This is a genomic window from Shewanella waksmanii (assembly GCF_043643685.1).
Taxonomy (GTDB): domain Bacteria; phylum Pseudomonadota; class Gammaproteobacteria; order Enterobacterales; family Shewanellaceae; genus Shewanella; species Shewanella waksmanii_A.
On record NZ_JBHZSN010000025.1, the window covers coordinates 1 to 24,899 of the forward strand.

The 24,899-nt window shown below is 41.9% G+C and carries 20 protein-coding genes; 6 read left to right on the forward strand and 14 right to left on the reverse strand.

Annotated elements, in window-relative coordinates:
* Positions 1-343: 343 nt before the first annotated feature.
* A complete protein-coding gene (locus ACHUFW_RS21440) occupies positions 344-1,540 on the forward strand; it encodes an amino acid aminotransferase (protein WP_394205966.1) in 1,197 nt (398 codons plus the stop codon).
* 109 nt (positions 1,541-1,649) lie between these two features.
* Here the strand turns inward: ACHUFW_RS21440 and yvcK are convergent, their stop codons facing one another.
* Positions 1,650-2,546: a uridine diphosphate-N-acetylglucosamine-binding protein YvcK gene (yvcK, locus tag ACHUFW_RS21445; RefSeq protein ID WP_394205968.1), complete on the reverse strand. Its 897-nt coding sequence runs from the start codon at positions 2,544-2,546 to the stop codon at positions 1,650-1,652.
* 159 nt (positions 2,547-2,705) lie between these two features.
* Between yvcK and ACHUFW_RS21450 the strand changes: the two genes are divergently transcribed.
* Positions 2,706-3,533: a glucosaminidase domain-containing protein gene (locus tag ACHUFW_RS21450; protein WP_394205969.1), complete on the forward strand. Its 828-nt coding sequence runs from the start codon at positions 2,706-2,708 to the stop codon at positions 3,531-3,533.
* Entirely contained in the window at positions 3,511-4,140 is a 630-nt protein-coding gene (locus ACHUFW_RS21455) for a DUF2987 domain-containing protein (protein WP_394205971.1), read from the forward strand. Before ACHUFW_RS21450 ends, ACHUFW_RS21455 begins: the two co-directional genes overlap by 23 nt.
* 47 nt (positions 4,141-4,187) lie before the next feature.
* Here the strand turns inward: ACHUFW_RS21455 and ttcA are convergent, their stop codons facing one another.
* The 11 genes from ttcA to ccoN form a co-directional block, all read right to left on the reverse strand.
* The gene (ttcA, locus tag ACHUFW_RS21460; protein ID WP_394205973.1) at positions 4,188-5,147 is read right to left on the reverse strand and encodes a tRNA 2-thiocytidine(32) synthetase TtcA; all 960 of its coding nucleotides are present in this window, start codon (positions 5,145-5,147) and stop codon (positions 4,188-4,190) included.
* A 75-nt stretch (positions 5,148-5,222) separates the two neighbouring features.
* A complete protein-coding gene (gene uspE / locus ACHUFW_RS21465; RefSeq protein WP_394205975.1) occupies positions 5,223-6,155 on the reverse strand; it encodes a universal stress protein UspE in 933 nt (310 codons plus the stop codon).
* Between the two features lie 92 nt (positions 6,156-6,247).
* Positions 6,248-6,997 carry an electron transport transcriptional regulator EtrA gene (gene etrA / locus ACHUFW_RS21470; protein ID WP_028772235.1) on the reverse strand — a complete coding sequence of 250 codons (750 nt, stop codon included), beginning with the start codon at positions 6,995-6,997 and terminating at the stop codon, positions 6,248-6,250.
* Positions 6,998-7,052: 55 nt separating this feature from the next.
* Complete coding sequence (locus tag ACHUFW_RS21475; RefSeq protein ID WP_394205977.1) at positions 7,053-7,745, reverse strand: sulfite exporter TauE/SafE family protein; 693 nt, start codon at positions 7,743-7,745, stop codon at positions 7,053-7,055.
* Positions 7,742-7,930: a cbb3-type cytochrome oxidase assembly protein CcoS gene (gene ccoS, locus ACHUFW_RS21480; protein WP_394205979.1), complete on the reverse strand. Its 189-nt coding sequence runs from the start codon at positions 7,928-7,930 to the stop codon at positions 7,742-7,744. Before ccoS ends, ACHUFW_RS21475 begins: the two co-directional genes overlap by 4 nt.
* Entirely contained in the window at positions 7,927-10,332 is a 2,406-nt protein-coding gene (locus tag ACHUFW_RS21485; RefSeq protein ID WP_394205981.1) for a heavy metal translocating P-type ATPase, read from the reverse strand. Before ACHUFW_RS21485 ends, ccoS begins: the two co-directional genes overlap by 4 nt.
* A gap of 7 nt (positions 10,333-10,339) precedes the next feature.
* Positions 10,340-10,819: a FixH family protein gene (locus tag ACHUFW_RS21490; RefSeq protein ID WP_394205983.1), complete on the reverse strand. Its 480-nt coding sequence runs from the start codon at positions 10,817-10,819 to the stop codon at positions 10,340-10,342.
* 109 nt (positions 10,820-10,928) lie between these two features.
* The gene (ccoP, locus tag ACHUFW_RS21495) at positions 10,929-11,885 is read right to left on the reverse strand and encodes a cytochrome-c oxidase, cbb3-type subunit III (RefSeq protein ID WP_394205984.1); all 957 of its coding nucleotides are present in this window, start codon (positions 11,883-11,885) and stop codon (positions 10,929-10,931) included.
* Positions 11,885-12,055: a cbb3-type cytochrome oxidase subunit 3 gene (locus tag ACHUFW_RS21500; RefSeq protein ID WP_394205986.1), complete on the reverse strand. Its 171-nt coding sequence runs from the start codon at positions 12,053-12,055 to the stop codon at positions 11,885-11,887. Before ACHUFW_RS21500 ends, ccoP begins: the two co-directional genes overlap by 1 nt.
* 15 nt (positions 12,056-12,070) lie before the next feature.
* Positions 12,071-12,697, reverse strand: a complete 627-nt coding sequence (gene ccoO, locus ACHUFW_RS21505) for a cytochrome-c oxidase, cbb3-type subunit II (protein ID WP_394205988.1) — start codon at positions 12,695-12,697, stop codon at positions 12,071-12,073.
* A gap of 12 nt (positions 12,698-12,709) precedes the next feature.
* Entirely contained in the window at positions 12,710-14,137 is a 1,428-nt protein-coding gene (gene ccoN / locus ACHUFW_RS21510; RefSeq protein WP_394205989.1) for a cytochrome-c oxidase, cbb3-type subunit I, read from the reverse strand.
* A 264-nt stretch (positions 14,138-14,401) separates the two neighbouring features.
* Between ccoN and ACHUFW_RS21515 the strand changes: the two genes are divergently transcribed.
* A complete protein-coding gene (locus ACHUFW_RS21515) occupies positions 14,402-14,866 on the forward strand; it encodes a hypothetical protein (RefSeq protein ID WP_394205991.1) in 465 nt (154 codons plus the stop codon).
* Positions 14,867-14,869: 3 nt separating this feature from the next.
* On the opposite strand, the gene ACHUFW_RS21520 is transcribed toward ACHUFW_RS21515, so the two are convergent.
* A complete protein-coding gene (locus ACHUFW_RS21520) occupies positions 14,870-16,438 on the reverse strand; it encodes a DUF3369 domain-containing protein (protein ID WP_394205993.1) in 1,569 nt (522 codons plus the stop codon).
* A gap of 561 nt (positions 16,439-16,999) precedes the next feature.
* Between ACHUFW_RS21520 and ACHUFW_RS21525 the strand changes: the two genes are divergently transcribed.
* Positions 17,000-18,286 (forward strand): tyrosine-type recombinase/integrase, encoded by a 1,287-nt coding sequence (locus ACHUFW_RS21525; RefSeq protein ID WP_394205994.1) that lies wholly within the window; start codon positions 17,000-17,002, stop codon positions 18,284-18,286.
* A gap of 1,475 nt (positions 18,287-19,761) precedes the next feature.
* Here the strand turns inward: ACHUFW_RS21525 and ACHUFW_RS21530 are convergent.
* Positions 19,762-22,023 carry a collagenase gene (locus ACHUFW_RS21530; protein ID WP_394205995.1) on the reverse strand — a complete coding sequence of 754 codons (2,262 nt, stop codon included), beginning with the start codon at positions 22,021-22,023 and terminating at the stop codon, positions 19,762-19,764.
* A 289-nt stretch (positions 22,024-22,312) separates the two neighbouring features.
* Here ACHUFW_RS21530 and ACHUFW_RS21535 point away from each other — a divergent pair, with 289 nt between their 5' ends.
* Positions 22,313-24,703: a Lon protease family protein gene (locus ACHUFW_RS21535; protein WP_394205997.1), complete on the forward strand. Its 2,391-nt coding sequence runs from the start codon at positions 22,313-22,315 to the stop codon at positions 24,701-24,703.
* The last annotated feature ends 196 nt before the right edge of the window (positions 24,704-24,899 follow it).

Here is a 24,899-nt window from a genome sequence, read left to right on the forward strand (position 1 = left end):
ACACAAGGGATTTAAAATCCCTCGCTGAATAAGCGTGCCGGTTCAAGTCCGGCCTCGGGTACCATCTTTTGATGACAAAAAAGCCTCAACAGTTGTTGGGGCTTTTTTGTATCTCTACTCTGTAACAATCATAAAGTTAGCTGACAGCGCAGATTGATTATCAAAACAATAAAATAATGATTAATTTTCTAAGTGATTCTCTTATTATGCCCACATAAGTTAAGATTCTTTAAATGAGATACTATTTTTTTCACTTTGTGGCAAAGTCGCTATGAAGCGCCCTGGGTCTTTGATATAACTAGCGACGAACCCTACATAAACGCTTTTTTTCTAGGAAAAAACCATGATATTTAACCAGGTAGAGCTGGCTAGTGCCGATCCGATCTTAGGCTTAACAGATGCATTCAAAGCCGATAAACGCAGTGATAAGGTCAATTTAGGTGTTGGTATTTATAAAGATGAGTCTGGTGCCACACCAATCTTGAAGTCAGTCAAACTTGCAGAAGAAAAGCTGCTTAGTAGTGAAACCAGCAAAAGTTATCTAGGTATCGATGGCGTACAAGCATATAACCAAGCTGTACAATCACTGTTGTTTGGTGCGGAACATGTTGTTGTTAAAAACAAACGTGCAGCTACCGCACAAGCACCAGGCGGAACTGGTTCATTACGCGTTGCCGCTGAGTTTTTGGTTAAAAACACCAGTGCCGACACTATTTGGGTGAGTAATCCAACATGGGCAAATCACAATAACATTTTTAGTTCAGCAAACCTTGCAGTTAAACAGTATCGTTACTATCGCCCTGAAACCCACGACATGGATTTTGCGGCAATGTGTGAAGATCTTCAGCAAGCTAAAGCTGGCGATCTCGTGCTGCTACATGGTTGCTGCCACAACCCAACAGGTATCGACTTAAATGCTCAGCAATGGGAATCGATAGCCCAGCTGTGCCTTGATAAGCAATTGGTACCGTTATTTGATTTCGCTTATCAAGGTTTCGGTGCCGGCGTAGAACAAGACGCCCAAGGCTTACGTATCGTTGCAAACGTTGTTCCAGAGCTGGTTATCGCAAACTCATTTTCCAAAAACTTTGGCCTGTATAATGAACGCATTGGTGCTGTTACATTAGTTGCCGAGTCGCAGCAGGTTGCAGCAACTGCATTTAGTCAAGTGAAGAGTACTATTCGTGCAAACTATTCGAATCCGCCAGCCCACGGCGCACTGATAGTGAGTACCATACTTGCTGATGATGAGCTACGTGCATTGTGGGAGCAAGAATTACAACAAATGCGTGAGCGTATCGCGGAAATGCGTAGCTTGTTCGTAAGCAGCTTAAAACAGGCTGGTGTAACTCAAAATTTTGATTTTATTAATGACCAAAATGGGATGTTCAGTTTTTCTGGCCTGACTAAAGCGCAAGTAGAGCAGCTTAAAGTTGACCACGGCGTGTATATCGTTGGTAGCGGCAGAATAAGTGTTGCGGGCATGACGAAGGCAAATATGCCAATTATTTGTAAAGCGATAGCCGCTGTAGTTCAGTAATTAGGTCGTTTTATTGAGAGTTGTGCGGTCTGCCGCTTAGCATGTTAGGCCGCAAACTCTCAGCTGCAAATAAAGCAATAAGTTAGAAAAAGGAGCCTAAAGGCTCCTTTTATTTTATTTGGTTAAGTATCTGGGCAAATCCTTTTACTAATGCCAACTTGTCATGCATCGCTAAATGATCTTTACTCACCAATGGGGCGGTGAATACATTGCCCTCTCGTGATGTTTCACTGCCGTTGGCGAGTACTGCATCGATGTTTTTACCAGAGAGAATTTGGCTAAACCATTGTAATCTTTCTTTTATTGAAAAATTAGCAGCTGCAGAGGGCTCTTGGGTTAAATTGTCTACATAAATAATTGGTGCATCGCTGGCTACAATAGCTTGGCAGATATCTGGCAAGAGCAGGGGAGGCATAACACTGGTTAAAAAGCTTCCTGGCCCTAGAATAATTAACTCTGCTTGTTTTATTGCATCGACTGCTTCGTTAGTTGACTCAACATTAGGTTCTAGTGCCAGCGCAACAGGTGCTTGCTGCATTTCGTCAACTTCGACTTCACCATAGATTTTAGTCCCTGCTCCAGCAATGGCAACAAGATGGGTCGGTTGCTCAGACATAGGGATAAGCTGGCATTCAACATTGAGCATTTGGCGGATTAGATTAACTGCTTCTAATGGACGTACACATAACTGATCAAGCGCTAGTAACATTAAATTACCGAGGTTGTGCCCCGCTAATTCGCTACTGCCAGCGTAACGGTAATCGAACAGCAGCGAACCTACTGATGGTTTGTCGACAAGTTGAGATAAACAATAACGTAAATCCCCCCAAGCGATACAATCTTGTGACTGTCTTAGTCGCCCCGTTGAACCGCCGTTATCCGTTGTTGCAACGATGCCTGTGAGTTTAGGGCCTAAGAAACTAAGCGATGATAATACTCTACCAAGTCCGTGACCGCCGCCGATAGCAACGATATGGTCATATTGACTGAGTAATTTTTCTGGCATTAAAACTGACTTTGTTGAGTTGTCGAAGCCAATGATTATACCTAAGATAACTTTTAAAGTATCGGACAATAAACATTGTCTTAGCTTAATCAAGTTGCTCGCACAACTTAGTCGTTTAAGTATATAATCCAAGCTCATATTTGCTTAAAAGGTGAAAGCTTGAAAACAGGTAGAGTTGGGAAAATAGTTGTATCATTAGGACTTGTGACAATTGTATTGTTAACAAGCAAAACCTTGTTATTACAGCAACAAGGCGATACCGCCGTCGAACAAGGGCAGTTGGTTAAGAATCAATTACCCACCAGTAAGATCCCTGACTTTAGCGCCATTCAAGATGTATCTGAAAAGAAGCAAGCTTTTTTCAATTACCTAAGACCTGCGATACGCCATCAAAATGCAATTATTTTGGATGAGCGTCAATTTCTTAGCCAAACCCTTGAACATATGCGACAAGATCAAGCTTTAACCGAAGCTGAACGTTTTAGAGTAGAAGGGTTGGCAAGCAAATACCAATTAGCGCTGCGCTCTATCAATGAAAATACACTGTCTCAGCTTCTAGAAAGGGTTGATATTATCCCAGAAGACATGGTGCTGATCCAAGCTGCTAATGAGACTGGTTGGGGAAGCTCACGATTTGCTAAACAGGGTTTAAACTTTTTTGGTCAATGGTGCTTTCGAAAGGGCTGTGGTTTAGTCCCGCAGTCAAGAACAGCGGGCATGAGCCATGAGGTTGCCGTTTTCGATAGTGTGGAGGATTCTGTCGCTTCTTATTTACGTAACCTTAATTCGAATGCAGCATACAGTCTTCTGCGTTCAATCCGCGCAGATCTTAGAGCGCAAAATAAACAACCTGAAGCGACAGAATTAGTGTACGGCCTTATTCATTACTCTGAGCGGCAAGAGGCCTACATAGATGAATTACTTGAAATGCTCAGACATAACAAAAAATACTTGGTGGATAATAATGCGAAAGGGCCTTCTGTTTAGTTGTCTTTTATTGACCTGTGGTGTTGCACAAGCGGCGCCAATTTCTTTGGAGTATCAAGGCTTTTACCAGCGTTTAAAGCAAGTCAATAAGGGACATTACCCGTTAGTTGAAATCGCATTTAGCGTGCCTAAAACAAAAGAGTGTGTTGTCTTAGGTGGTTCTATCACCACTGAAAAGGAACAATTTCCGTTAACGATTAACGAAAGTCAGCGGTTGTTTATCCCATTTGACGACGCGTTGAAATCAAATCGTGCTGTGATTAATCTCGATATGCAAGGAGATGGCGCTCATTGTGGGATTGCTATGCAAATTCGCGCAAAGCAAACTAAACAACAATATGTCCGCGAAGAAGTGCAAAGCATTAATGAGCAGATGAACCAGTTGTTAAAGTCGATGCAAGGGTTTCCCATGCGTTATTTTAGCGAGTCTACCAATGGCATTAACTTTGAATTTGATAAGGATCAGCAGGTAACGATTACTACTGACGGTATTGAACATCGTTTCAGCGGCGTCTATCGATTATCTACTCAAGCCATCAGTGAATTAGAAAGTATCAGCTTTAGCGTGACACCAAAGGTTATTAGCCCGTGGACAGGAACGGAATAAAGCTAAAAAAAGGGCCTTAATAGGCCCTTTTTTATGCCACTTCTTAACTAGGGGCGAAAGGTGTTTACCACATCAATACGCTGCTCTTGAGTCACTTTTGACGCAGCATCTAAATCAATATGGCCGCTGTTGGCAATGTCGAGAAAATCAAACGCAGGTAAATCAGACTCAGCAACATCTCCTGACATCGGCGCATTCGGATCGCGTTTTAAACTCTTAAAGTCAAATTGATTTCTATCAACGCCCTGAGACGGTGCGGTATTTTGCATTGCTGTAAAAATCGTTTCAATTCGTCCGGGAAACTCTTTATCCCAGCTCTTTAACATATCCTTTACCGCTTGACGCTTAAGGTTCTCTTGTGAGCCACAAAGATTACAAGGAATAATTGGAAAAGCTTTAAGCTGCGCGTACTCTGCAATATCTTTTTCGCGGCAATAGGCTAGCGGACGAATAACGACATTGGCCCCGTCATCGGAAAGCAACTTGGGTGGCATGGCTTTTTGTTTGCCTGCAAAAAACATATTTAAAAATAGCGTTTCGACGATATCGTCTCGATGATGACCTAAAGCGATTTTAGTGGCATTTATTTTTTGTGCAAACCCATACAAAGTGCCTCGGCGCAACCTACTGCATAATGAGCATGTTGTTTTACCTTCTGGTATTTTATCCTTAACGATAGAGTAGGTGTCTTTTTCCAAGATGTGATAGGGCACATCTAGTGTATCGAGATAGGCAGGAAGAATGTCTTCAGGAAAGCCAGGCTGCTTTTGGTCGAGATTAACCGCGACGATTTCAAAGTCTATCGGTGCTCGTTGTTGTAAGTTGATTAAAATATCCAACATCGCATAACTGTCCTTACCACCAGACAAACAGCACATCACACGATCACCATCTTCAATCATGCCAAAATCTGCAATCGCACTACCAACTTCGCGTCGTAGTTTCTTTTGTAGCTTGTTTAAACGGGTCGTTTGCTTTTTAGTTAATGCTTGTTCAATGTCGGACATAAAAAAACGCGCCTAGAGACTCAAAATCAGGGCGCGTAGTATAGCGTATTAATTTGTAGCAAAGAAGATGGTTAATTAACTCTCTTCAAGCGGTGAACGATATCCTTCCGGTTTAATTGCTAATAAATCACAATTAATGCTATCAATCACATGTTCTGCTGTATTACCGATTAAGGCTGCTGAAAAGCCTGTGCGTCCAACGGTGCCAAGAATCACCAATTCAGCATCTAATGCCGCTGCTACATCGGGTATTACATCTTCGGGTAAGCCTTCTTTTACATGACAGAAATCAGCTTCAATACCATAACTGTTTGCTAAATAGGTCACCCGCTGCTCATGTTGCATGCGAATGGTTTCACTATAGGTATGCGCATCAAAATCTGGTAGTTCGATGGCAAGATTAACTGGGGTACCAGGATAACCGTTAACGAGATGGACTTGTGCATCGAACTTCTTGGCTAAGTCTAATGCGTGATTGATAATAATCCCGTTTAGCGCTTGGTGGTCATCGTCTTCGCTGGCAACGTTAACCGCACATAAGATTTTACCTTGGACAGGCCAATCGTGTTCTTTAACCAAAAGTACTGGTACTGGCGCTTTGCGCATTAAATGCCAATCTGTTGGTGTAAAGATAACCGATTTCAGCTTGTCGTGCTCGTGGGTACCTTTAACGATAAGGTCGTACTTTCCTTCAATTGCGTGCAGGATAATACTTTCGTAAGGGCGATTGTGCCAAATGACTTCGCTTTCAATATCAACGCCATCTTGTTGATACTGGCTTAACACTTCTTGCAGCCAAGCCTGACGTTGTGCGATAACCCCTTGACGCATGGCTTCACGCTCTTGGCCTGACAAAATAGAAGTCATTTCATAGGAGAAATCAAAGATTGAGAGGAATACCGTTATTTTGGCATTGTTTTTAGAGGCTAATTCTACGGCACGGGCGATGGCCGACTGCTTATCATTAGTTGGATCTACTACAACAAGGATCTTTTGATAGTCCTTCATAGCTTACTCCTTTAAGTGAAGCGATAACTTAATAATGCGCTAATCAGGGCAAAATGCTTTGTGTTAGATCAAATTTGCCCTGACAAACTAGGTTACCGTCCTATCTTATTGTTTCCTGAGAGTTTAGACAAGGATTCAAAGTCAACAATAGTAATATATTTGCCCTTAACTTCAATGAGTTCAGCTTTCTGAAAACGCCCAAGCAAGCGACTGATAGTTTCGACCGTTAAACCTAAGTAGTTACCAATATCACCCCGAGTCATGGTTAGCCTAAACTCTTTTGGTGAAAAGCCGCGATTGCCAAAGCGCGTAGCCAAGTTGCTGATAAATGCTGCCAGACGTTCTTCGGCGTTTTTCTTACTTAATAGTAAGATCATCTCCTGATCTGACTGAATTTCGTTGCTCATCAATCGCATGATTTGTTGTCTGAGCTTGGGCATGGTACCTGATAGGTCGTCTAGTGTGGTGTAGGGGATTTCACACACCATGGAGGTTTCTAACGCTTGGGCAAAACTCTGATGCATTTGAGAGTGGATACCGTCAAAACCAATGACATCTCCTGCTAGGTGGAAACCGGTGATTTGCTCATCGCCTTGCTCGGTAATGGTATAGCTTTTGATTGTGCCTGAACGTATTGCGTATAACGATTTGAGAGGATCCCCTGACTTGAATATTTGCTCACCTTTTTGGATTGGCTTTTTGCGCTCGATGATATCGTCAAGCTGATCTAGCTCGTTAGTATTCAACGTGAATGGGATACAAAGTGTTCCCATACTGCAGTCATGACAATGTATGGCGCATCCGGGTGATGCCGAACGACGACTTTTAATGGTATCTGTCATAATCTCTCTCAAGTTTCACAATTACCCATATGTTAACTTAATTTAATAATATGGGCTAGTTTAGCTGGCTAAAACCGATGTACAAAGTGTGGCAACCAAACGCTACTAATGCAGCACCACTGAGCCATTTGACCCATTTTGAACGAACCCATCGGTTTAACAAATCAGCAGCAAGTCCTGCACTTAGCAAAGCCGGAAGGGTACCCAGACCAAAACAAAGCATGATCAATGCGCCGTTTTGGGCGGAGTTGCTCGCCACAGCCCACGTTAACGTACTGTAGACTAATCCGCAGGGTAGCCAACCCCAAATCAAACCGGCAATACTCGCTTTAAACGGGGTTTGGATTGGCAGTAATTTATTTGCTATTGGGCTAAGGAATCTCCATATCCATTGACCTAAGCGTTCGATTTGAACCACGCCGGCCCAAATTTGGGCAATGTATAAGCCGGTAATGATCATCATGATCGCGGCAATCAAGCGCAGAACGAGTAAGTAGGTATCGATATCAAATAACAGCCCCAACATACTAGCAGAGCCACCGACCAACGCACCCGCAATACCATAGCTACTGATTCGCCCGAGGTTATAGGCAAGAAGAAATTGTAGTCGATGGGCTAGTAGGCTCCCTCGTTGGACTTTGGGCAATTGTTGGGAAAATGCGCCCACAATACCACCGCACATTCCCATACAGTGGCCAGCTCCCATCAGTCCGACAATAAAGGCCGCCGTGTAGCTGTAATCAGTCAAGACTTTTTCGCGCCTTCTTGGTCGCTATTGTTTGACTTTGGTTTGATATCGTCATCGAACAAAATAGACACGCTTTGTCGGTCTAAGTCATCAAATTGCTCAGACTTAACTGCCCAGAAAAAGATCCCCACAGCAATTAATACGAATAACATGGCAATAGGGATTAACACATAAATTATGCTCATAATTTTACCTTTAATAGTCGTAGACTATTGGCAACAACAATTAGTGAACTCGCTGACATACCAATGGCTGCAATGTAAGGCACGACGTGACCTGTAACCGCAAGCGGAATAATAAACAGATTATACCCCAACGCCCACCATAAATTTTGCTTTATCACCTTTTGAGTGAACTTGGCAATCTTGATTGCTTCAGGGAAACGCGATAGTTGATTACTTAACAATACGATATCAGCGCTGTTTTTAGTGACATGCGCGCCGCTCCCCATGGCAATGGATAGGTTAGCACCTGCCAATACAGGGGCGTCATTTATACCATCACCAAACATGGCTGTGGCCTTTTTACGTTCTAAAGTTTGAATTAGACTTAATTTATCTGCAGGGGACATGCCTTTATGTAGGTCGGTAATTTCAAGTGACTTTGCAACTTGTTCGACATGGTTGGAGCAATCACCGCTGGCGATGCTAATTGCCATGTTTTGCTGTTTCAGTGCCAACACCGCATCTTTAGCATCGGCCCGAATTTCGTCGATAACAGTAAAACTCGCTAACAGTCCTGATTCATCGGCAAGATAGACTTGTTGCTTATCAGTTTGACTATCACTGCTACTTAGCGCTTTGGCTGAAACTTGACAAAATGCAGCACTACCTAGTGAATATTTGTTAGCTCCAATGTTGCCGCTGATACCAAACCCTGGCACATTTTTAGCGTTTTCAACCACCAAGCCTTGGCTATTGGCGTTAAAGGCTGCGGCCAGGGGATGTAAAGACTGTCGTTCGAGTGCGCTCGCGATTTTAAGACACGCTTCTTCATCTACCTCCTGGAAAGTTTTTATACTTTCTATGGTGAGCGCACCACAAGTTAAAGTCCCAGTTTTATCAAAAACAACATGTTCAATTTGTGGTAATTTTTCAAAAACACCGGGCTTTTTAGCAACTATGCCTAAACGTGTAAATAAACCTGTTGCGCAAGTCACAGCAGTGGGTGTAGCGAGTGCAAGTGCACAGGGACAGGTAGCAACCAATACCGATAACGTGACCCAAAAAGCATCTTCGGGCCAATAAATTCGCCAAACGATATAGGTTATTGCGGCGATGATTAAAATAGTCCAAGTGAAGTAATTGGATATCGTATCAACATACTCGGCCACTTTAGGCTTAGTATTCGCGGCATCTTCCTGCATTCGCATAATTTCAGCAACCAGTTGTTGCTGGCCAACGGCAGTAATCGATACCGTTAGCGGATGATCAAGATTAATGGTGCCTGCGTAAACTTGGCTATCGAGTGATTTAATCACTGGGGTTTGTTCACCCGTTAACATGGCTTCATCGACACCCGTTTCACCTTTAATGACAAAGCCATCAGCGGGCAGGGCTTCGCCAGGTTTAACTAATACGGTATCGCCCACTTGTAGTTTTTTAGCTGGGATCTCTTCAATGCTGCCGTCTTGATTGACGCGATTGGCGGTTAACGGCACAAGTTTATGCAGGTTATTGGCGCTCATTGCTGCTTTCTGGCGCGCATTTTGTTCTAAATAGCGACCTAGCAGCAAAAAGAAAGTGAACATACTGACTGATTCGAAATATACTTCACCGGTTCCTTGAACTGTGGCGATACAGCTAGCGATGTAAGCGCCACAAATCGCAATGGATACCGAGACATCCATGTTTAGTCGACCGACAAGCATGCCCCTCACTGCACTAAAATAAAATGGCTGTGCTGAGTAAAACACCACAGGCGCGGCAAAGATCATGCTTACCCAGCGAAAGTAGTCACGGTATTCCACTTCTAAATCGGTAAAATATTCTGAGTATAAAGCCAATGCAAACATCATCACTTGCATAGTGGCGAAGCCAGCTAGACCTAACCTTAACAGAAATTTTCGGCTATTTTCTTTACTTTGTTTTTCTTGCTCATCCACTTGGTAGGGGGCGGCTTGATAACCTATTTGGCTAATATGGTTTAAGATTTCGCTGAGTTGGATTTGTGTATTATCCCACTTGATAGCAGCACGCTCAGTGGTACTGTTAACCTTGATACTGTTGATACCAGGGATATGTTTGAGTCGATGCTCGATAAGCCATGCACAAGCTGCACAGGTGATACCGTCAATAGTTAGCGATGTGCTAGATAATTCTGCTTGGTGATGAACGAAATCTTGTTGTACTTCTGGTAAATCGAAAGCGCTGTAATGATTAAGCTCATCGGGTACAAGGGCTGTTTGCCTGCTGCCAGGCTCAGTACGGAATTTATAGTAGTTAGTCAATCCCGCGTCAATAATAGCTTGTGAGACAGCTTGGCAACCGGGACAACACATTAGTCGTGGTTGGTCATTGATGACGGTAACGAATTGCGAGCCGGTTGTGACCGGCTCCGCGCAGTGAAAACAACTTGTCGTAGTCATAAATTGGTTAATTCAACCAATACTGACTATCATCACGAATCTCGAGACGCTTTTGAATACGCCAAGATTTGTCGAATCCTTCTATACGAACTTCCCAAGAACCTGTCAGTGGGTTGTCTAATGCGATGTGATACTGGTTATTACCATCGGCGGTGATCACATTGCTGAAGTCTCTGTCTTTAATGGTAGGGTGAAAGAACTGAACGGTTAATGCCGCTAAATAGGGCTCACCACCATGTTGAGTCAAGGTAAGGTTATTATCGTCTACCAGTAATTCATATTGTAAACCAAGCTGCTTAGCTTGATTAATGGCGCGTAAATCCATGTTTATACGCTTACCGTCCTTGTAATAGTCTTCTGACACCAATGAATCCCGATGTTCAATCGAAAGAAAGAGCAAATTGAAACTTGCCACTACAGCAATTAGCGGCAAAACGATAAGAAACCAGGGCCAAAATTGTTTATACCAGGGTTGAGGTTGATTCATTAACAATACCTATAGAATGAAGTAGCGCTATTTTACATAGAAAAGTGTGAGATGGCACTTAAAAAAAAGGCCTCGATACGATCGAGGCCTCATTGTTAACTAGATGTAACTACTTGTTTGACAAGCTATAAACGTAAGCAGAGATAACATGAACCTTCTCTTCACCAAGCATGTCTTTCCAAGCTGGCATTACGCCACTACGACCTTGAGTGATAGACTGTTCAATGGCACCTCGACTGCCGCCGTACAACCAAATATTGTTAGTTAAGTTAGGTGCACCCATCATCTTATTACCGGTGCCGTCCATGCCATGGCAAGCAAAACAACCTTTCATGAATGAGCCTTGTCCTTGTGCGGCAAGGGCCTCGTCATGATCACGTCCCGATAGCTTAAGTACATATTCAGCAAGGCCTTTAACTTCACTATCTTCAATCGGTAAACCACCTTTAGGCGGCATCATACCGTGACGACCGTTCATGATAGAGGCTTTTATGGTTTCTAACTCGCCACCATACAACCAATCACCGTCAGTCAGGTTAGGGAAGCCTTTACTACCACGGGCGTCACTACCATGACATTGCGCGCAGTTTTGTAAGAACAAACGACCACCAACTTTCAATGCTTCTTCGTTGTTAACCAACTCTTCTAAAGGCGTATCGGCATATGCCTTGAAGATAGGGCCAAACTTTTCGTCTGCACTTTTTACTTCTTGGTCATATTGAACCCAACGGCCTTCTTTAGCAGCGGTTTCTACAGCAAGCTTAGATTCTTCTAGGTTACGTACACTTTGGTTAGAGCTTGTCCAACCAAGTAAACCCTGGAAATTACCTAAGCCTGGATAAAGCGCTAGATAAACTACACCAAATACGATGGTGACATAGAACATATAACTCCACCATTTTGGTAGTGGGTTATTGATCTCTTCAATTCCATCGAAGCTGTGACCCATAGATTCGCCTTCTTCAACACCAGTAGTGTTTTTAGAGACGACCTTAAGTAGGATAAAACATCCTGCAATTACCACTATGGTCAAAATGGTAATCCATAAACTCCAGAAGCTACTCATTACTTATGTTCTCCTGAGTCCTTGTTTTTTACCTCTTCATCAGAGAAAACAAGGTTAGCGGCTTCGTCAAACTGATCTTTACGACGAGCGCTATAAGCCCACGCAAAAATACCGACAAACGTCACCATAACAACAATGGTAATAATCCCTTGTACTGTGCCGTAATCCATATTTATGCCTCCAAATTATTTCAATGCGTGACCTAGCGACTGCAGGTAGGCGATGATAGCTTCCATTTCGGTTTTACCCTCAACAGCTTTTTGCGCGCCATCTAACTCTTCCTGCGTATAAAGGTTGTTACCTTTATATTCACCTGGATGCATGTTGTTCAGAATGGTCATTTTCTTCTGAGTCAGCTTACCGTCTAGTACGTTGTCAGCTAACCAAGGGAACCCTGGCATGTTTGACTGAGGTACTACTGCACGCGGATCGATGAGGTGAACCTCATGCCATTTATCGCTATAGCGACCGCCTACACGGGCCAAATCAGGACCAGTGCGTTTTGAACCCCATTGGAATGGGTGATCCCAAACAGATTCACCGGCGACTGAGTAGTGACCGTAACGTTCTGTTTCTGCACGTAATGGACGAATCATCTGACTGTGGCAGTTGTAACAACCTTCACGGATATAGATGTCTCGACCTTCAAGTTCAAGTGCAGTATATGGACGTAGCCCATCTACTGGCTCAGTCGTGTCTTTTTGGAAGAGAAGGGGGGTAATTTGTACCAAGCCACCAATACTGATAGCTAGTACAGTGAAAATACCCAATAGGCCGATATTCTTCTCGACTATTTCATGATTAAATTTCATCTAATCTACCCCTTATGCTTCAGCTGGTGCTGGCAATGATTCTTTTGGTGCTTTGACTGTCTTGAACACGTTATATGCCATCAACAGCATGCCCGTTACGAAAAACGCGCCACCTAGGAATCGAACAAAGTAGAATGGGTAAGATGCTTCGATACTCTCTACGAAACTATAAGTTAACGTTCCGTCAGAGTTAACCGCACGCCACATTAGACCCTGCATAACACCACTAATCCACATAGATACGATGTAAAGTACCGTTCCGATCGTTGCTAACCAGAAATGGACGTTAACCAGGTTGTTGCTATACATACGACCATGGCCGTAAATAGCAGGAATCAGGTGATATAAAGAACCGATTGATACCATTGCAACCCAACCTAATGCACCTGAATGCACGTGACCAACAGTCCAGTCGGTATAGTGCGAAAGGGCGTTAACGGTTTTGATTGCCATCATTGGGCCTTCAAAGGTAGACATACCGTAGAAAGACAGAGAAACAACAAGGAAACGTAGTACAGGGTCGGTTCTTAGCTTATGCCATGCACCAGATAGGGTCATGATACCGTTGATCATACCACCCCAAGAAGGAGCAAATAGAATCAACGACATTACCATACCTAAAGACTGAGTCCAGTCAGGTAGCGCGGTATAATGTAGGTGGTGAGGACCCGCCCAGATATAAAGTGCAATAAGTGCCCAGAAGTGAACAATTGATAAACGGTATGAGTAAACTGGGCGACCCGCTTGTTTTGGTACGAAGTAGTACATCATACCAAGGAAGCCAGCGGTTAATAAGAAACCTACCGCATTATGGCCGTACCACCACTGAACCATGGCGTCGACTGCACCAGCATAAAGTGAATAAGATTTCCACAGACTCACAGGCACAGCCATAGAGTTAACAATGTGAAGCACTGCAACGGTGATAATGAACGCACCAAAGAACCAGTTCGCCACATAAATATGTGAAGTAGTTCGCTTAATGATGGTACCAAAGAAGACAACCGCATAAGCTACCCACACAATGGTGATAGCAATATCGATTGGCCATTCTAACTCAGCGTATTCTTTACCACTGGTAATACCAAGAGGTAGTGTGATCACCGCTGATAGAATGATTGCTTGCCAACCCCAGAAAGTAAATGCGGCCAATTTTGGCGCAAATAGTCGGGTTTGACAGGTACGTTGAACGATATAGTAGGATGTTGCGAATAGTGCTGATGTACCGAATGCGAAAATTACGGCATTAGTGTGCAGTGGTCGAAGACGACTGTACGTTAGCCATGGTGTTTCAAAATTCAGTTGTGGCCAGATTAACTGTGCCGCGATCAATACACCGACCGTCATACCAATAATGCCCCATAACACGGTGGTTAGGGCGAACTGGCGAACTACAGTGTAATTGTAATCAGCGCCTTGAGGCTGGGAATGGTTCATCATATTGCTTCCACTGCTTATTACTTATACTTATTGTTTGAGTAAAACGAGTTTTACCCGGTAAAAAGACGCAATCATCAAGGTTTCCCTACGAAACATCGTTAATTGTGTCAATGTGTCACCCTACATTAACGTAAATTAATCCTGGGCAACGCAATGATACTTGAGCGATATCAAAAAAGATAGGAATTATGCGGTATCAAATATTGATCCAGATCAAGCTACATATATACAATGTGAACAAATTGCTTCAAAAGGTTGAAAATTGTGCTAATTAGTCGCTCTTCTATCATTAATGTCGTGATATCGGTCACAGTTTTGTGTTTTGCTTTAGGCTGTGAAAAGCAAAACAATGAGCCAAAAAAAATCACCAAAATTGATGAAACATTATGCCAATTCTCCCAAGGACCCTGCGTTCAAAAAGTGGCAAAAACCGTGGTTAAACTTGAGTTTACTCCCTCTCATGCGCCAAGTGAAAAGCCAATTGATTTAACAGTAACCACCAACAGCGAAGTAGATAGCATTGAAATGCGCGTGGAAGGAAGAGACATGTTTATGGGGGTTATTCCCGTAAATCTACAACAAAAGGCCAAAGATGTATATCAAGGGACCTTAATATACGGCTCATGTAGCAGTGATTATATGGTTTGGCGAGCTTACATTACCGTCACCAAATCTGGAGAAAGTCAAACCCTACTGTTTGACTTTCTAGCAGATAATGTAGGCTCTTAGTGATTAGTGATCGCTTAAGGTTTCTTTTACCTTTTTAAACACATCAATATTATCGATGAATGTGTTAAGTAATGCTGGGTCAAAGTGTTGGCCTGCGCCTTTTTTCATTTCTACTAACACTTCATCTAAAGGCCAAGCGGGTTTATAACAACGTGCATGGGTGAGTGCATCAAAAACATCAGCGATGGCAACAATACGCGCAAAAATATGGATCTCTTCACCTTTCAATCCACTTGGGTATCCACTGCCATCAAATTTTTCATGGTGTTGCAGTGCGATAATACTCGCGGCTTTTAAAATAGGCCTCTCTGAATTTGCTAAAATTTGATGACCCACTTCAGGGTGTTGTCTCATTATTTCCCATTCTTCATCATTAAGCTTTCCAGGCTTAAGCAATACTGAATCCGGTGTAGCTATTTTACCTATATCATGCATAGGGGAGGCATGCTTGATGAGGTCCGCTTGGTGTTCATCTAGGCCGTGTAACAGTGCTAATTGGTAGCAGTATTCAGCCATTCGTTTAACATGGTTTGCCGCTTCCTTGGAGCGACTTTCTACCACGTCGCCCAAGCGCATAATTAATTCTGATTGAGTATCTTCAAGCTCCTTATTAAGTAAAAGATTTTCAAAAGCGACACCAACGTTAATGGCAAATACGTCTATCAACTTCTTATCCAGATCGCCGATAGCCGCAATGTTGTCCATGTATAGCAGGTTTATCCAGCCACTTTTTGCAGGAAAATAACCAATAAAACAATTATTTTCATACAGGCAGCGTTTTTCCCTCAGTGCTTGTTTAAGTGCTTTTTCGATATGACTGGGTAACTGTTTTTCATGATGGGAAGCAAATTGACCAGTGCCTGCTAATATGTGCAATTCTTCGCTATCGACGTTTTCACTCATTGCATCGATTGCATTGCAAGACAGTAATAGGGTTTCATTGCTTAAATTAAGTAAGTTCGCGACTTGAAACAACAGTCCATCGGCAAAATTATGCAGTGTTCGCAGCTCGAAAAGGCCTGAGGTTGCGTTAACAACTCTTTCGAGTCCCTGGCGATGTTGGATCTGGGCTTGTTTTGCTTGCTCAATCTCCATAATATCGCGATAAGAACGCAAAGCTGAATATACACTAGTGATTAACTTTCTTGAATCTAGCTCAGCCTTAGCTTTGTAATCATTTATATCATAATTAACAATGACATCTTCTTCAGGGGCTTGACCTGGCTGGCCAGTACGCAGGATAAGACGAATAGCTTTATTGTTAAACTCTTCCCGTATCCACTTTACTAATTCTAAGCCGGCATGGTCACTTTCCATTACTACATCGACAAATGCCATCGCTACATCTTTACTGTCAGTTAAGATGGTTTTTGCCTCTTCGCCACTGTACGCATTGATAAACTCAAGCGGTCGGTTATCTAACTTGAATCGAGACAGAGCCAGCTTAGTAACGGTATGGACATCAGGTTCATCATCGACAATCAAAATTCGCCAAGCTGGGCCTGCCGCTTCTTCGGCAGCTTTCTTTTTGCCTGAAAATAAGGGACTTTTTTTGGCCATGTCAATCAGCATCAGTCTTCCTCTAAATCGAAAAAATAGACCTACATACTTGAGTGTAGAACAGCTAAGATTTTTGGCTTGATTTTTTTAGCTTTTTCGGAAGATAAGTTTAGCTAAGCCTTATGAAAAGCTTATCTTTATCTGTTGTTGATAATTATTCTCATTTAGGTATATTAATCAGTAAACAGGCTTATCGGTGAATTATCATGACCACAGAAAGATTAAATATTTCCTTACCCTATGAAGTTCTCGCGAATTTGATTAAAGCAGGGGCATTGTGTGCCGCAGATTTTCGCTGCTTAGATCAAAATACCAAACGGCGTGTTTGGCAAATATGTCTAACAAGTTGCAAACAGCGGATCCATTGTCAACATCAATCTTGCCAAGACTGTGATTTTAACAACCAGAAAGTAGCTGATGATGTTGGTTATGATGTTAATGATTACAATAGCTTAGTTAAAATATTTGCAACAACAAAATAAGGCGGTAATTCCGCCCAAAGCGCACATTTTGCTTTATCTAAATGATTGAATCGGTCATGCTAATAGTCATCATTTCAAGCTTCTTGTCTTTATGCAAACACAAGCCATGCCACTCTTTGAAAGTGGTACCACCATACTAACGGGTAACCAGACCGTAAATGACTACATTACCCAGATATCTATTAACCATGTATCAGACGCCGGGTTAGTTTATCAATGCTGTTGCGAATTGCTATTTTGCCAAAAAGATAACGAAAATAGCTATAAGAGTTATCGTAGTGAATTGACCACGTTTCTACATTGGTGTTTTCAAGTCGCTAAAATTAGTCCTGTCGCAATAAAACGCCAGCAGATCTCGCAGTATGTAGATTATTGTTTGAATCCACCATTGGCGCTTATCGGTTACTTCAATGTGCCACAGTTTGTTAAATTTGATGGATTAAGTAAGGTGCCTAATCCAAAGTGGAAGCCCTTTATAGGTAAAAAAGTTAACGGAAAAACAGAACCTTATCAGTTAAGCGATAACGCGTTAAAAACTAAACTTGCTATATTAAGCTCGTTTTATAACTACTTGATAGGTGAGGATGTTACTGAAAGAAATCCCGCACAAGCTTGGTTAAATCACTCTAGATTTTCTAATAGAGCCAAACATAAGATAGATCAGAATGAAGTTAACCAAATGGCTTTCACAGAATTACAGTGGTCATATATCGTTGCAGGCGCTAAACAACTTGCAGCCGAAGACCCATTAACTCATCAGCGCAGTTTATTTTTGATCCAATTGGTTTATAGCTGTTATTTACGTGTTTCAGATGTGAGTGCTAGAGCAGGGTATAGTCCCGTCATGGCACAATTTGTATTGAATAAACATAGCGGAATTTGGCAATTTTATTTACCTCAAAGCAAAGGGCATAAAGCAAGATATGTATCCGTATCAAAAGCCTTACTTGCTGCTTTAAGTACATATAGAGGCCACCTTGGTTTGAAACCACTACCAGATTCTAATGATAAAACTCCGCTGTTTGTCCGTCACAAAGCAGCCGGAAGAGGGCGAGATACTGGTGTGATTAATGCTAATTTAGGAGTAAGGCAGGTAAGGGATATTCTAGAAAATATCATCGAACATGGTGCCAAATGTGCTGAAAATGATGGCTTGTTTGACGATGCACAACAAATGAGGAAGTTAACTGCTCACAATATACGTCACACTGGTATTACGCACGATATCAATATTTATCAGCGGCCATTGTCCCATGTACAAGCCGATGCCGGCCATGAGAGTATTGATACTACCAGCCAATATTTACATACACTAAGCTCAGAAATAGCAGCAAGTTCTGCAAACAGGCCAATTGACGCACTCGCTGATATCGACTAAATATTCAAAATGTAAAAGTTAATCACCAATGTGCTTTCAAGCAAATTAGCCGTGTGTAAGTTTGGCTCAATTTAATAAAACAAGCTTAGCTAGATTAGATAAATTAAATTCATTTGCAATAAAATTAATGATACCTGTACACCTTATATTTTAATGCCGATAAGTAACATTATCGGCATTAATCATTAATTCAATTCATACGAACCTTTAGTATAAATGAGGCTTTAGAATTTGAGCTTACATAAGTTTGAATTGGTTCCGTCGCGGCAGATTAGTATTTACCTGGTTAGTAACCAGAAGGCTTTGCTCCTAGTAACACTTTTTTCAAAACTCAACTTGATAACACAGTTTGGAACTCAGCTTAAAGTTAGAGGGATAAATACTGATATGTAAACGATATCTCATGGTGATAACCGATTATTACTGTCCTGATTAAGTTGACGTTGTCCGTGACCGTCCAGATGACGCGAATAAAAGCAGTCTTCTTGTATTGAACTAAAGCGTTAACCTAGCACGTTAAGATAAACATCACACTAGAGCTAACTTCGTTAAACCATGTAGGTAAACCATAGGATTACGAATTACTTAATTGAGCATGCAGCTGCAGTTAACTAGAACATTAAGCGAAACCAGGCCCAATTTGTAACCAATTTAAGTGTCGTTACGTGAAATCTACAGTACTAGACTAGGCAAAAAGATATTTCACGCACGTAGCGACGTCTTAAAAATAAGCAATTTAGTGATGTTTTAGCGTACCAAGGCGTAAACGGTGCGAATCTTAGCAAAGTGCGAGTTAAGCGATGCTATGGATGTCGGTTTAAAAAATGACTAGTAGATAAACCCGTAGCTGCAGATTTCAGAAGTTGACAGTTCAAGTGTTTGCCATCCAAACAAATCAATAGCCATTCGAAAGTAGCTATCAGTAATAAGTAAGTAATTAGGCAACTGCTACAGGAGATTGACAACTCAACAGATTGAGGATGACTAACTAAGGTTGTAGTTACGTATATTTAAAGGTTACGTATGATGATAACTATGGAAAACCAGGATAGCTAAAATCATGAGCGTAAAAGCAGAACTGGTTATAAATAACTAATTAATAAAGCGACTAATGTAATTGCTCTTAGCTGCATAGACGTTAACGGAGTAAGTCCCTGGCACATTAACTACTACATACAGAATTGCGCACAATGTATATTATGTTAAATTGAGTGTGTTGCTCAATAAACACTCATCATGACGTTGTTCTATGCCTAACCTGATAGCTTTCGATACTCAATGCAGCTTTTAGTCCGTACCTGTTTTAAGGTTTGGCCAATACCCTGGTGCTAAATTTAATGCCATTAATGTATTGCACCTAGCTGATTTCTTATTGGGAAATTCAAACCACCTCACTTTCAAACCACTTCATTTTGAAAATGACATAAAAAAACCCCATAAATAATATGAGGCTTTTATCGAAATCATTTAATGATTTAGTCTAAAACGAAAATGTTGCTGGTGTCGTTAAGGCTTAGTACGCCTACACATTGATTATCGCTATCAGCTACCATCATGCGGTCGCCAATTGCCCAGAAATCTGCAGAATACATTTGATTTTGCTCTAAAGTGGCATAAACATTTTCCAGATATGGCTCCCCCGTCGAATCACTAATCCAATATAGGTTGTAACTGTTTGACGACGCATTGGCTACGATGAACTCAGGTGCGTTACCACTTTCTCTGGAATATGGCTCAACTAAATCACAACTCCCCATTTCTGCGGTCGCTTCTGGCAGTACCACTTCACTTTGCGCTCCTTCAACGTGAGAAGCCTTAATTGAGAAATCATTAGTTTCATCATTAAGGATGGCTACTGCTAAACAATTATCAACAATATCGGTTAGCATAACACGCTCGCCTATACGCCAGTTGTCAGGTGCAAAGCTATCTCCTTGTTCTAGCGTCATATATGACCCGCCAGCTCGATTGCCCTGGGAAGTGCTTAACCAATAAACCTTAACTGGTGTTTCAGTGGTATTGGTTATTGCAACATCCTGTGCAACATCGTAAGAAGTGCGATATGTTTCTGCTAGGCTACAGGTTCCTAGTTGACCTTTTTCAGGCCAATGCGGTAAATATGGCTCTGTGACTGTGGTTAACTCCATAGGCGCAGGTAATTCGACGGCACAATCAACACCAGTACAGGCGCTTACGTATAGGTCAATAATATCTCCACCAACGAAGTCTGAACCAATTGTCATGTAATAGTCTCCAGCCATTGGTGACTCCAATGTACAGGTTTCCTGATTTCCATCATTGGTAGAAGCGCAGCTTACATCTGATACTAAATAAGGATGTGCAGCAGTGCCAAGATTTACCCATAGGTCAACATTACCTGAGCCGCCACTGCTGGCAAACGTTACCGAATCAGTATTTTCTGGTACCGTCGTTTTGTATAACCAACCTCCTCTACCATTAATATGCTGATAATCGTTCATCGCTAAAGGCATAGCGCTATTTGCAAACTGTTCAGGCAAGGTTTGTTGATACCAATTTTCAAATCTAGCTTGTTCATTGGTTGCAATATCAGCCATTAAAGCATCAAATGCATCCCAATTACCCGCACGCATTTCTGTTAGCATGCTTGTAACTAATGCTGGTTTTTGTTCAAAAAGGTAAGCTACGGCAAGCTCTCCCCAAGAATAAGCGTCACTCTCCCCATTAAAAATTTGTGCTAACGTATAAGGCTGTGCTTCGCTAGCAGTGACCAGAGATTGATAATTTCTTTGATAGAAAGTACCTAAATATTCGGCTAGGCCTTCACTCCACCAACTCATATTAGACTTATAGCCGCCCTCTTTATTGTATCTACCGTCAAGAGCATGAATATATTCATGATCTAATGAGCGGATGACATCTCTACCACCAGACCATTCAATGGCGTTAAAGGTAAGAATTGTAGAGTCATGCCACCAATCAGTCGGTGAAGTTTCAAAATAAATACCGCTAGTATTACTCGTATCAAATAGATGTTCTGCCCATGCTGCATGATTAGAAAGGCTGCTGAAAATATTTAGGTTGGTCACTTCGTTTAAATCATTTTCAACAGGCTGATCAAACGCGGGACTTATATCAGCAAACGCTCCATCAAATCTAGCTTTGGTTTCGACCAACACATCACAAGCTGCTTGAACTTGCTCTTGCGTCATCGATTGCGCTCTAATCTGCACCGGGACATCACACATTACGCTTTGATTAAATAAACTGGTTGTCGCCACTATCGATGCATCAACCGTTGCAGCTTCGGCATAAGCATCAATTAATATATGATAACGACCAGGTTGCGCATCATCTATAATACAGGTCTCGTTGTAATCAGTACCGTTATAAGACACACAATCAAACTCACTAGCTTCACCAGCACTAGCGACCGCCTCATAGCGGACATAGACATCTGGGTCGCCGAGATTTTCATTCGCTTCACCACTAAATAAGCTAACGACTAATGTGGGCGCAGCTTCTGTAACGTCAACGTAGAAAGAAATTGGCTCTGCTGTATCAATATGTTGGTGGACGGTATCTAGTATCAACTCGTCACCGGGAATTTCTTCAACGACGGGTGGCGGAGTTGGTGTCGGCGTAGGCGTGATTTCTTTAGTATCATCATCGCTATTACAAGCAGACAATGCCAGTGCCATTACTATTGCAGTGCTAAGGCAACTTAAACGTATGTTGTTGATTGGTCTTATTTTCATTTCAGCTCCTATCGGGCCTTATTATTGTTTTACGGCGGAAAGTGCAAACTGAGTTGGCTATCTTGCTTATCGATAAGCCGACCTTTTTCAACAAAAAAATAACAAATGGTATACAATATTCATATTGAAAGAAATTCAACATGGGGCACTTTTAGATGCGTGTCTGACTAAATAATGAGCGGTCGCAATGGATTTAGGCTAGTTTTAGTGTTTTGGTTAAATAAACTACTGAAATATTTAAAGTCCGTGCTTAAACTGGTTTTAACTTCTGTCATACGAGGACCGACCTATGCCTATCAATTCCCTGACTCGTGACAAGATTTACCGAGAAGCTCAATTAGATCAGCTTCCTGCCACCTGTAAGTCAACTAAGCACTTAACACCTTTAGATGAAATTGTTGGACAAGAACGCGCACAGCAAGCGGTAGAGTTTGCTATGTCTATGAAGGATAAGGGCTACAATATTTATGCAATAGGACGTAATGGTTTAGGAAAACGAACCATGGTCATGCGCTACCTTAATCGTTATCAACCTAATGGCAAAACCCGCTATGACTGGTGTTATGTCGTCAATTTTGAAGAGGCGCGAAACCCAAAGGTACTTAAACTACCTTTGGGCGAAGGCGTAAAGTTTAAAAAAGTCATCGAAAAACTGATGCAACGCCTTAGCAAAGCGTTGCCGCTAGCTTTTGACAATGAGGTTTATTACAACAGAGCTGAAAAATTAAAGGCAAACCTTGCACAAAAACAGGAGCAGGCACTCGCACAGATCACTGCTGAAGGCGCTGCTAACAATATTAGCTTGTCTATATCTGCTCAAGGAAGTTATGAGCTAGTCGCAATGAATGGCGAGGAGCCTCATACTGAAGATACCTTTTTGGCATTAAAGAAGTCAGAACAAACTGCGCTTGAAGATAATATTACCGCGTTAGAATCCAAATTACGCGAAGTGGTGCGCAAATTTACTACGTGGGAAGAAACCTACTCTGAGAAACAGCAACGCCATGATGAAGAGGTTGCTGAAGATGTGTTATCTCACCTGATAGAGCCGCTAAAAAAACAATATGCAGAACTAAATGATGTTAAAAAGCATTTGGTGGCAATGCATAAAGATATTTTGGACAACTTAGACATTTTTTTAGAGCAAAATGAAGAGCAAGTTGCCCTCTCCTACGCCTCGTTAGAAAAGAAAATGCCGCGGCGCTACCAAATCAATGTATTGGTCAGTCAACAAGATGACATTCCAATCGTGGTCGAAGAAAGTCCCAATTACCATAATATATTTGGCTATATTGAAAATGCGACTTATAAAGGCACCATTTTTTCTGATTTCTCGCTCATTCGCAGTGGCAGTTTGCATAAGGCCAATGGCGGTGTGTTGATGATTGACGCAATTAAGGTACTAGAGCAGCCTTATGTTTGGGATGGATTAAAACGGGCGTTACGTTCTCGCAAACTCAGCCTAAGCTCTCTCGAGCGTGAAGTTACCTTGTCTGGAACTATCTCACTGGATCCGGAGCCTATCCCATTGGATGTGAAGATAATCCTATTTGGCGATTATCAAACTTATCAGTTGCTACAGCATTATGATCCAGAATTTAAAGAACTCTTTAGAGTTACGGCTGACTTTGAAGATGTTATGGCGAGAACCCCCGAGTCTGAACTACATTACGCGCAGTTTATCTCGAGTATTGTTCATGGTAATAAGATGTTGCACTGTGATCGCGGTGCTATTAAACGCATTATTGAATTTAGTTCACGCCAAGCAGACGACCAAAATAAGTTATCACTGCATAGCGCAGATATCGCTAACCTACTACGTGAGTCGAATTACGTTGCAAGAAGTTTAAAAGCCAATATGATTCGAACCAGTCATGTCAACCAAGCATTAGCCAATCACGAGCAACGGGTTTGTCGACTAAAAGATAATGTCATGCAAAGCTTTGTTAATGGCACCACGTTACTTAATACCCAAGGTAAAGTAGTAGGCCAAATTAACGCCTTGTCAGTCATAGCAACATCCGATCACCAGTTCGGTGCCCCAAGCCGCATTACCGCTACAACGGCTTACGGCGATGGTGCTGTTTTTGATATCGAAAGAAAGGTTGAACTCGCTGGCAGTTTACATTCAAAAGGCGTAATGATTTTAACGGCTTATTTATCAACGATTTTCGGCCAAACAGATAATATCCCATTAGCGACCCATATCACCTTCGAACAAAATTATGGTGGTGTAGATGGCGATAGCGCTTCAATGGCTGAACTTTGTGCGATTATGTCTGCGTTTGCAAAAGTACCATTACGACAAGATATTGCTATCACCGGCTCAATGAACCAATTCGGTGCAGCTCAGCCTATAGGCGGCGTTAATGAAAAAATAGAAGGCTTTTTTGACGTATGTGAGATTCAAGGTCGATGTGCAACCCAAGGGGTCATCATTCCTAAATCCAATGTTCAAAATTTGATGTTACGCCAGGATATCGTTGACGCTGTGGCTAAGGGGCAATTTAATATTTGGGCGGTAGAACATGTTAGTGAAGCCTTATCACTCTTAACAGATCATGATGTCGGTGAACGTGACTTTGAATTTGAAGACTACCCTGAGCATAGTCTGTTTGCTAAAGCAGAGATAAGGCTAAACAAATTGAGGGAACATAAAAAGCAGCAAGCGCTTAAATGACCATTTTTCACGTGCTTTGCCAGATACGATTATTAGCTGATTAAAAATCTAAACCTTAAGCCCATTAATGGTTACTGGCAGTACAGGGATTTTCTAGTGGCGAGTTCAAGTAATTAGTCGTGACTAGTCCTGAAATAGGTTGACACTTTTTTCAGTTTAAAACGCTCGATGAACTTCATCGGGCGTTTTGTATTTT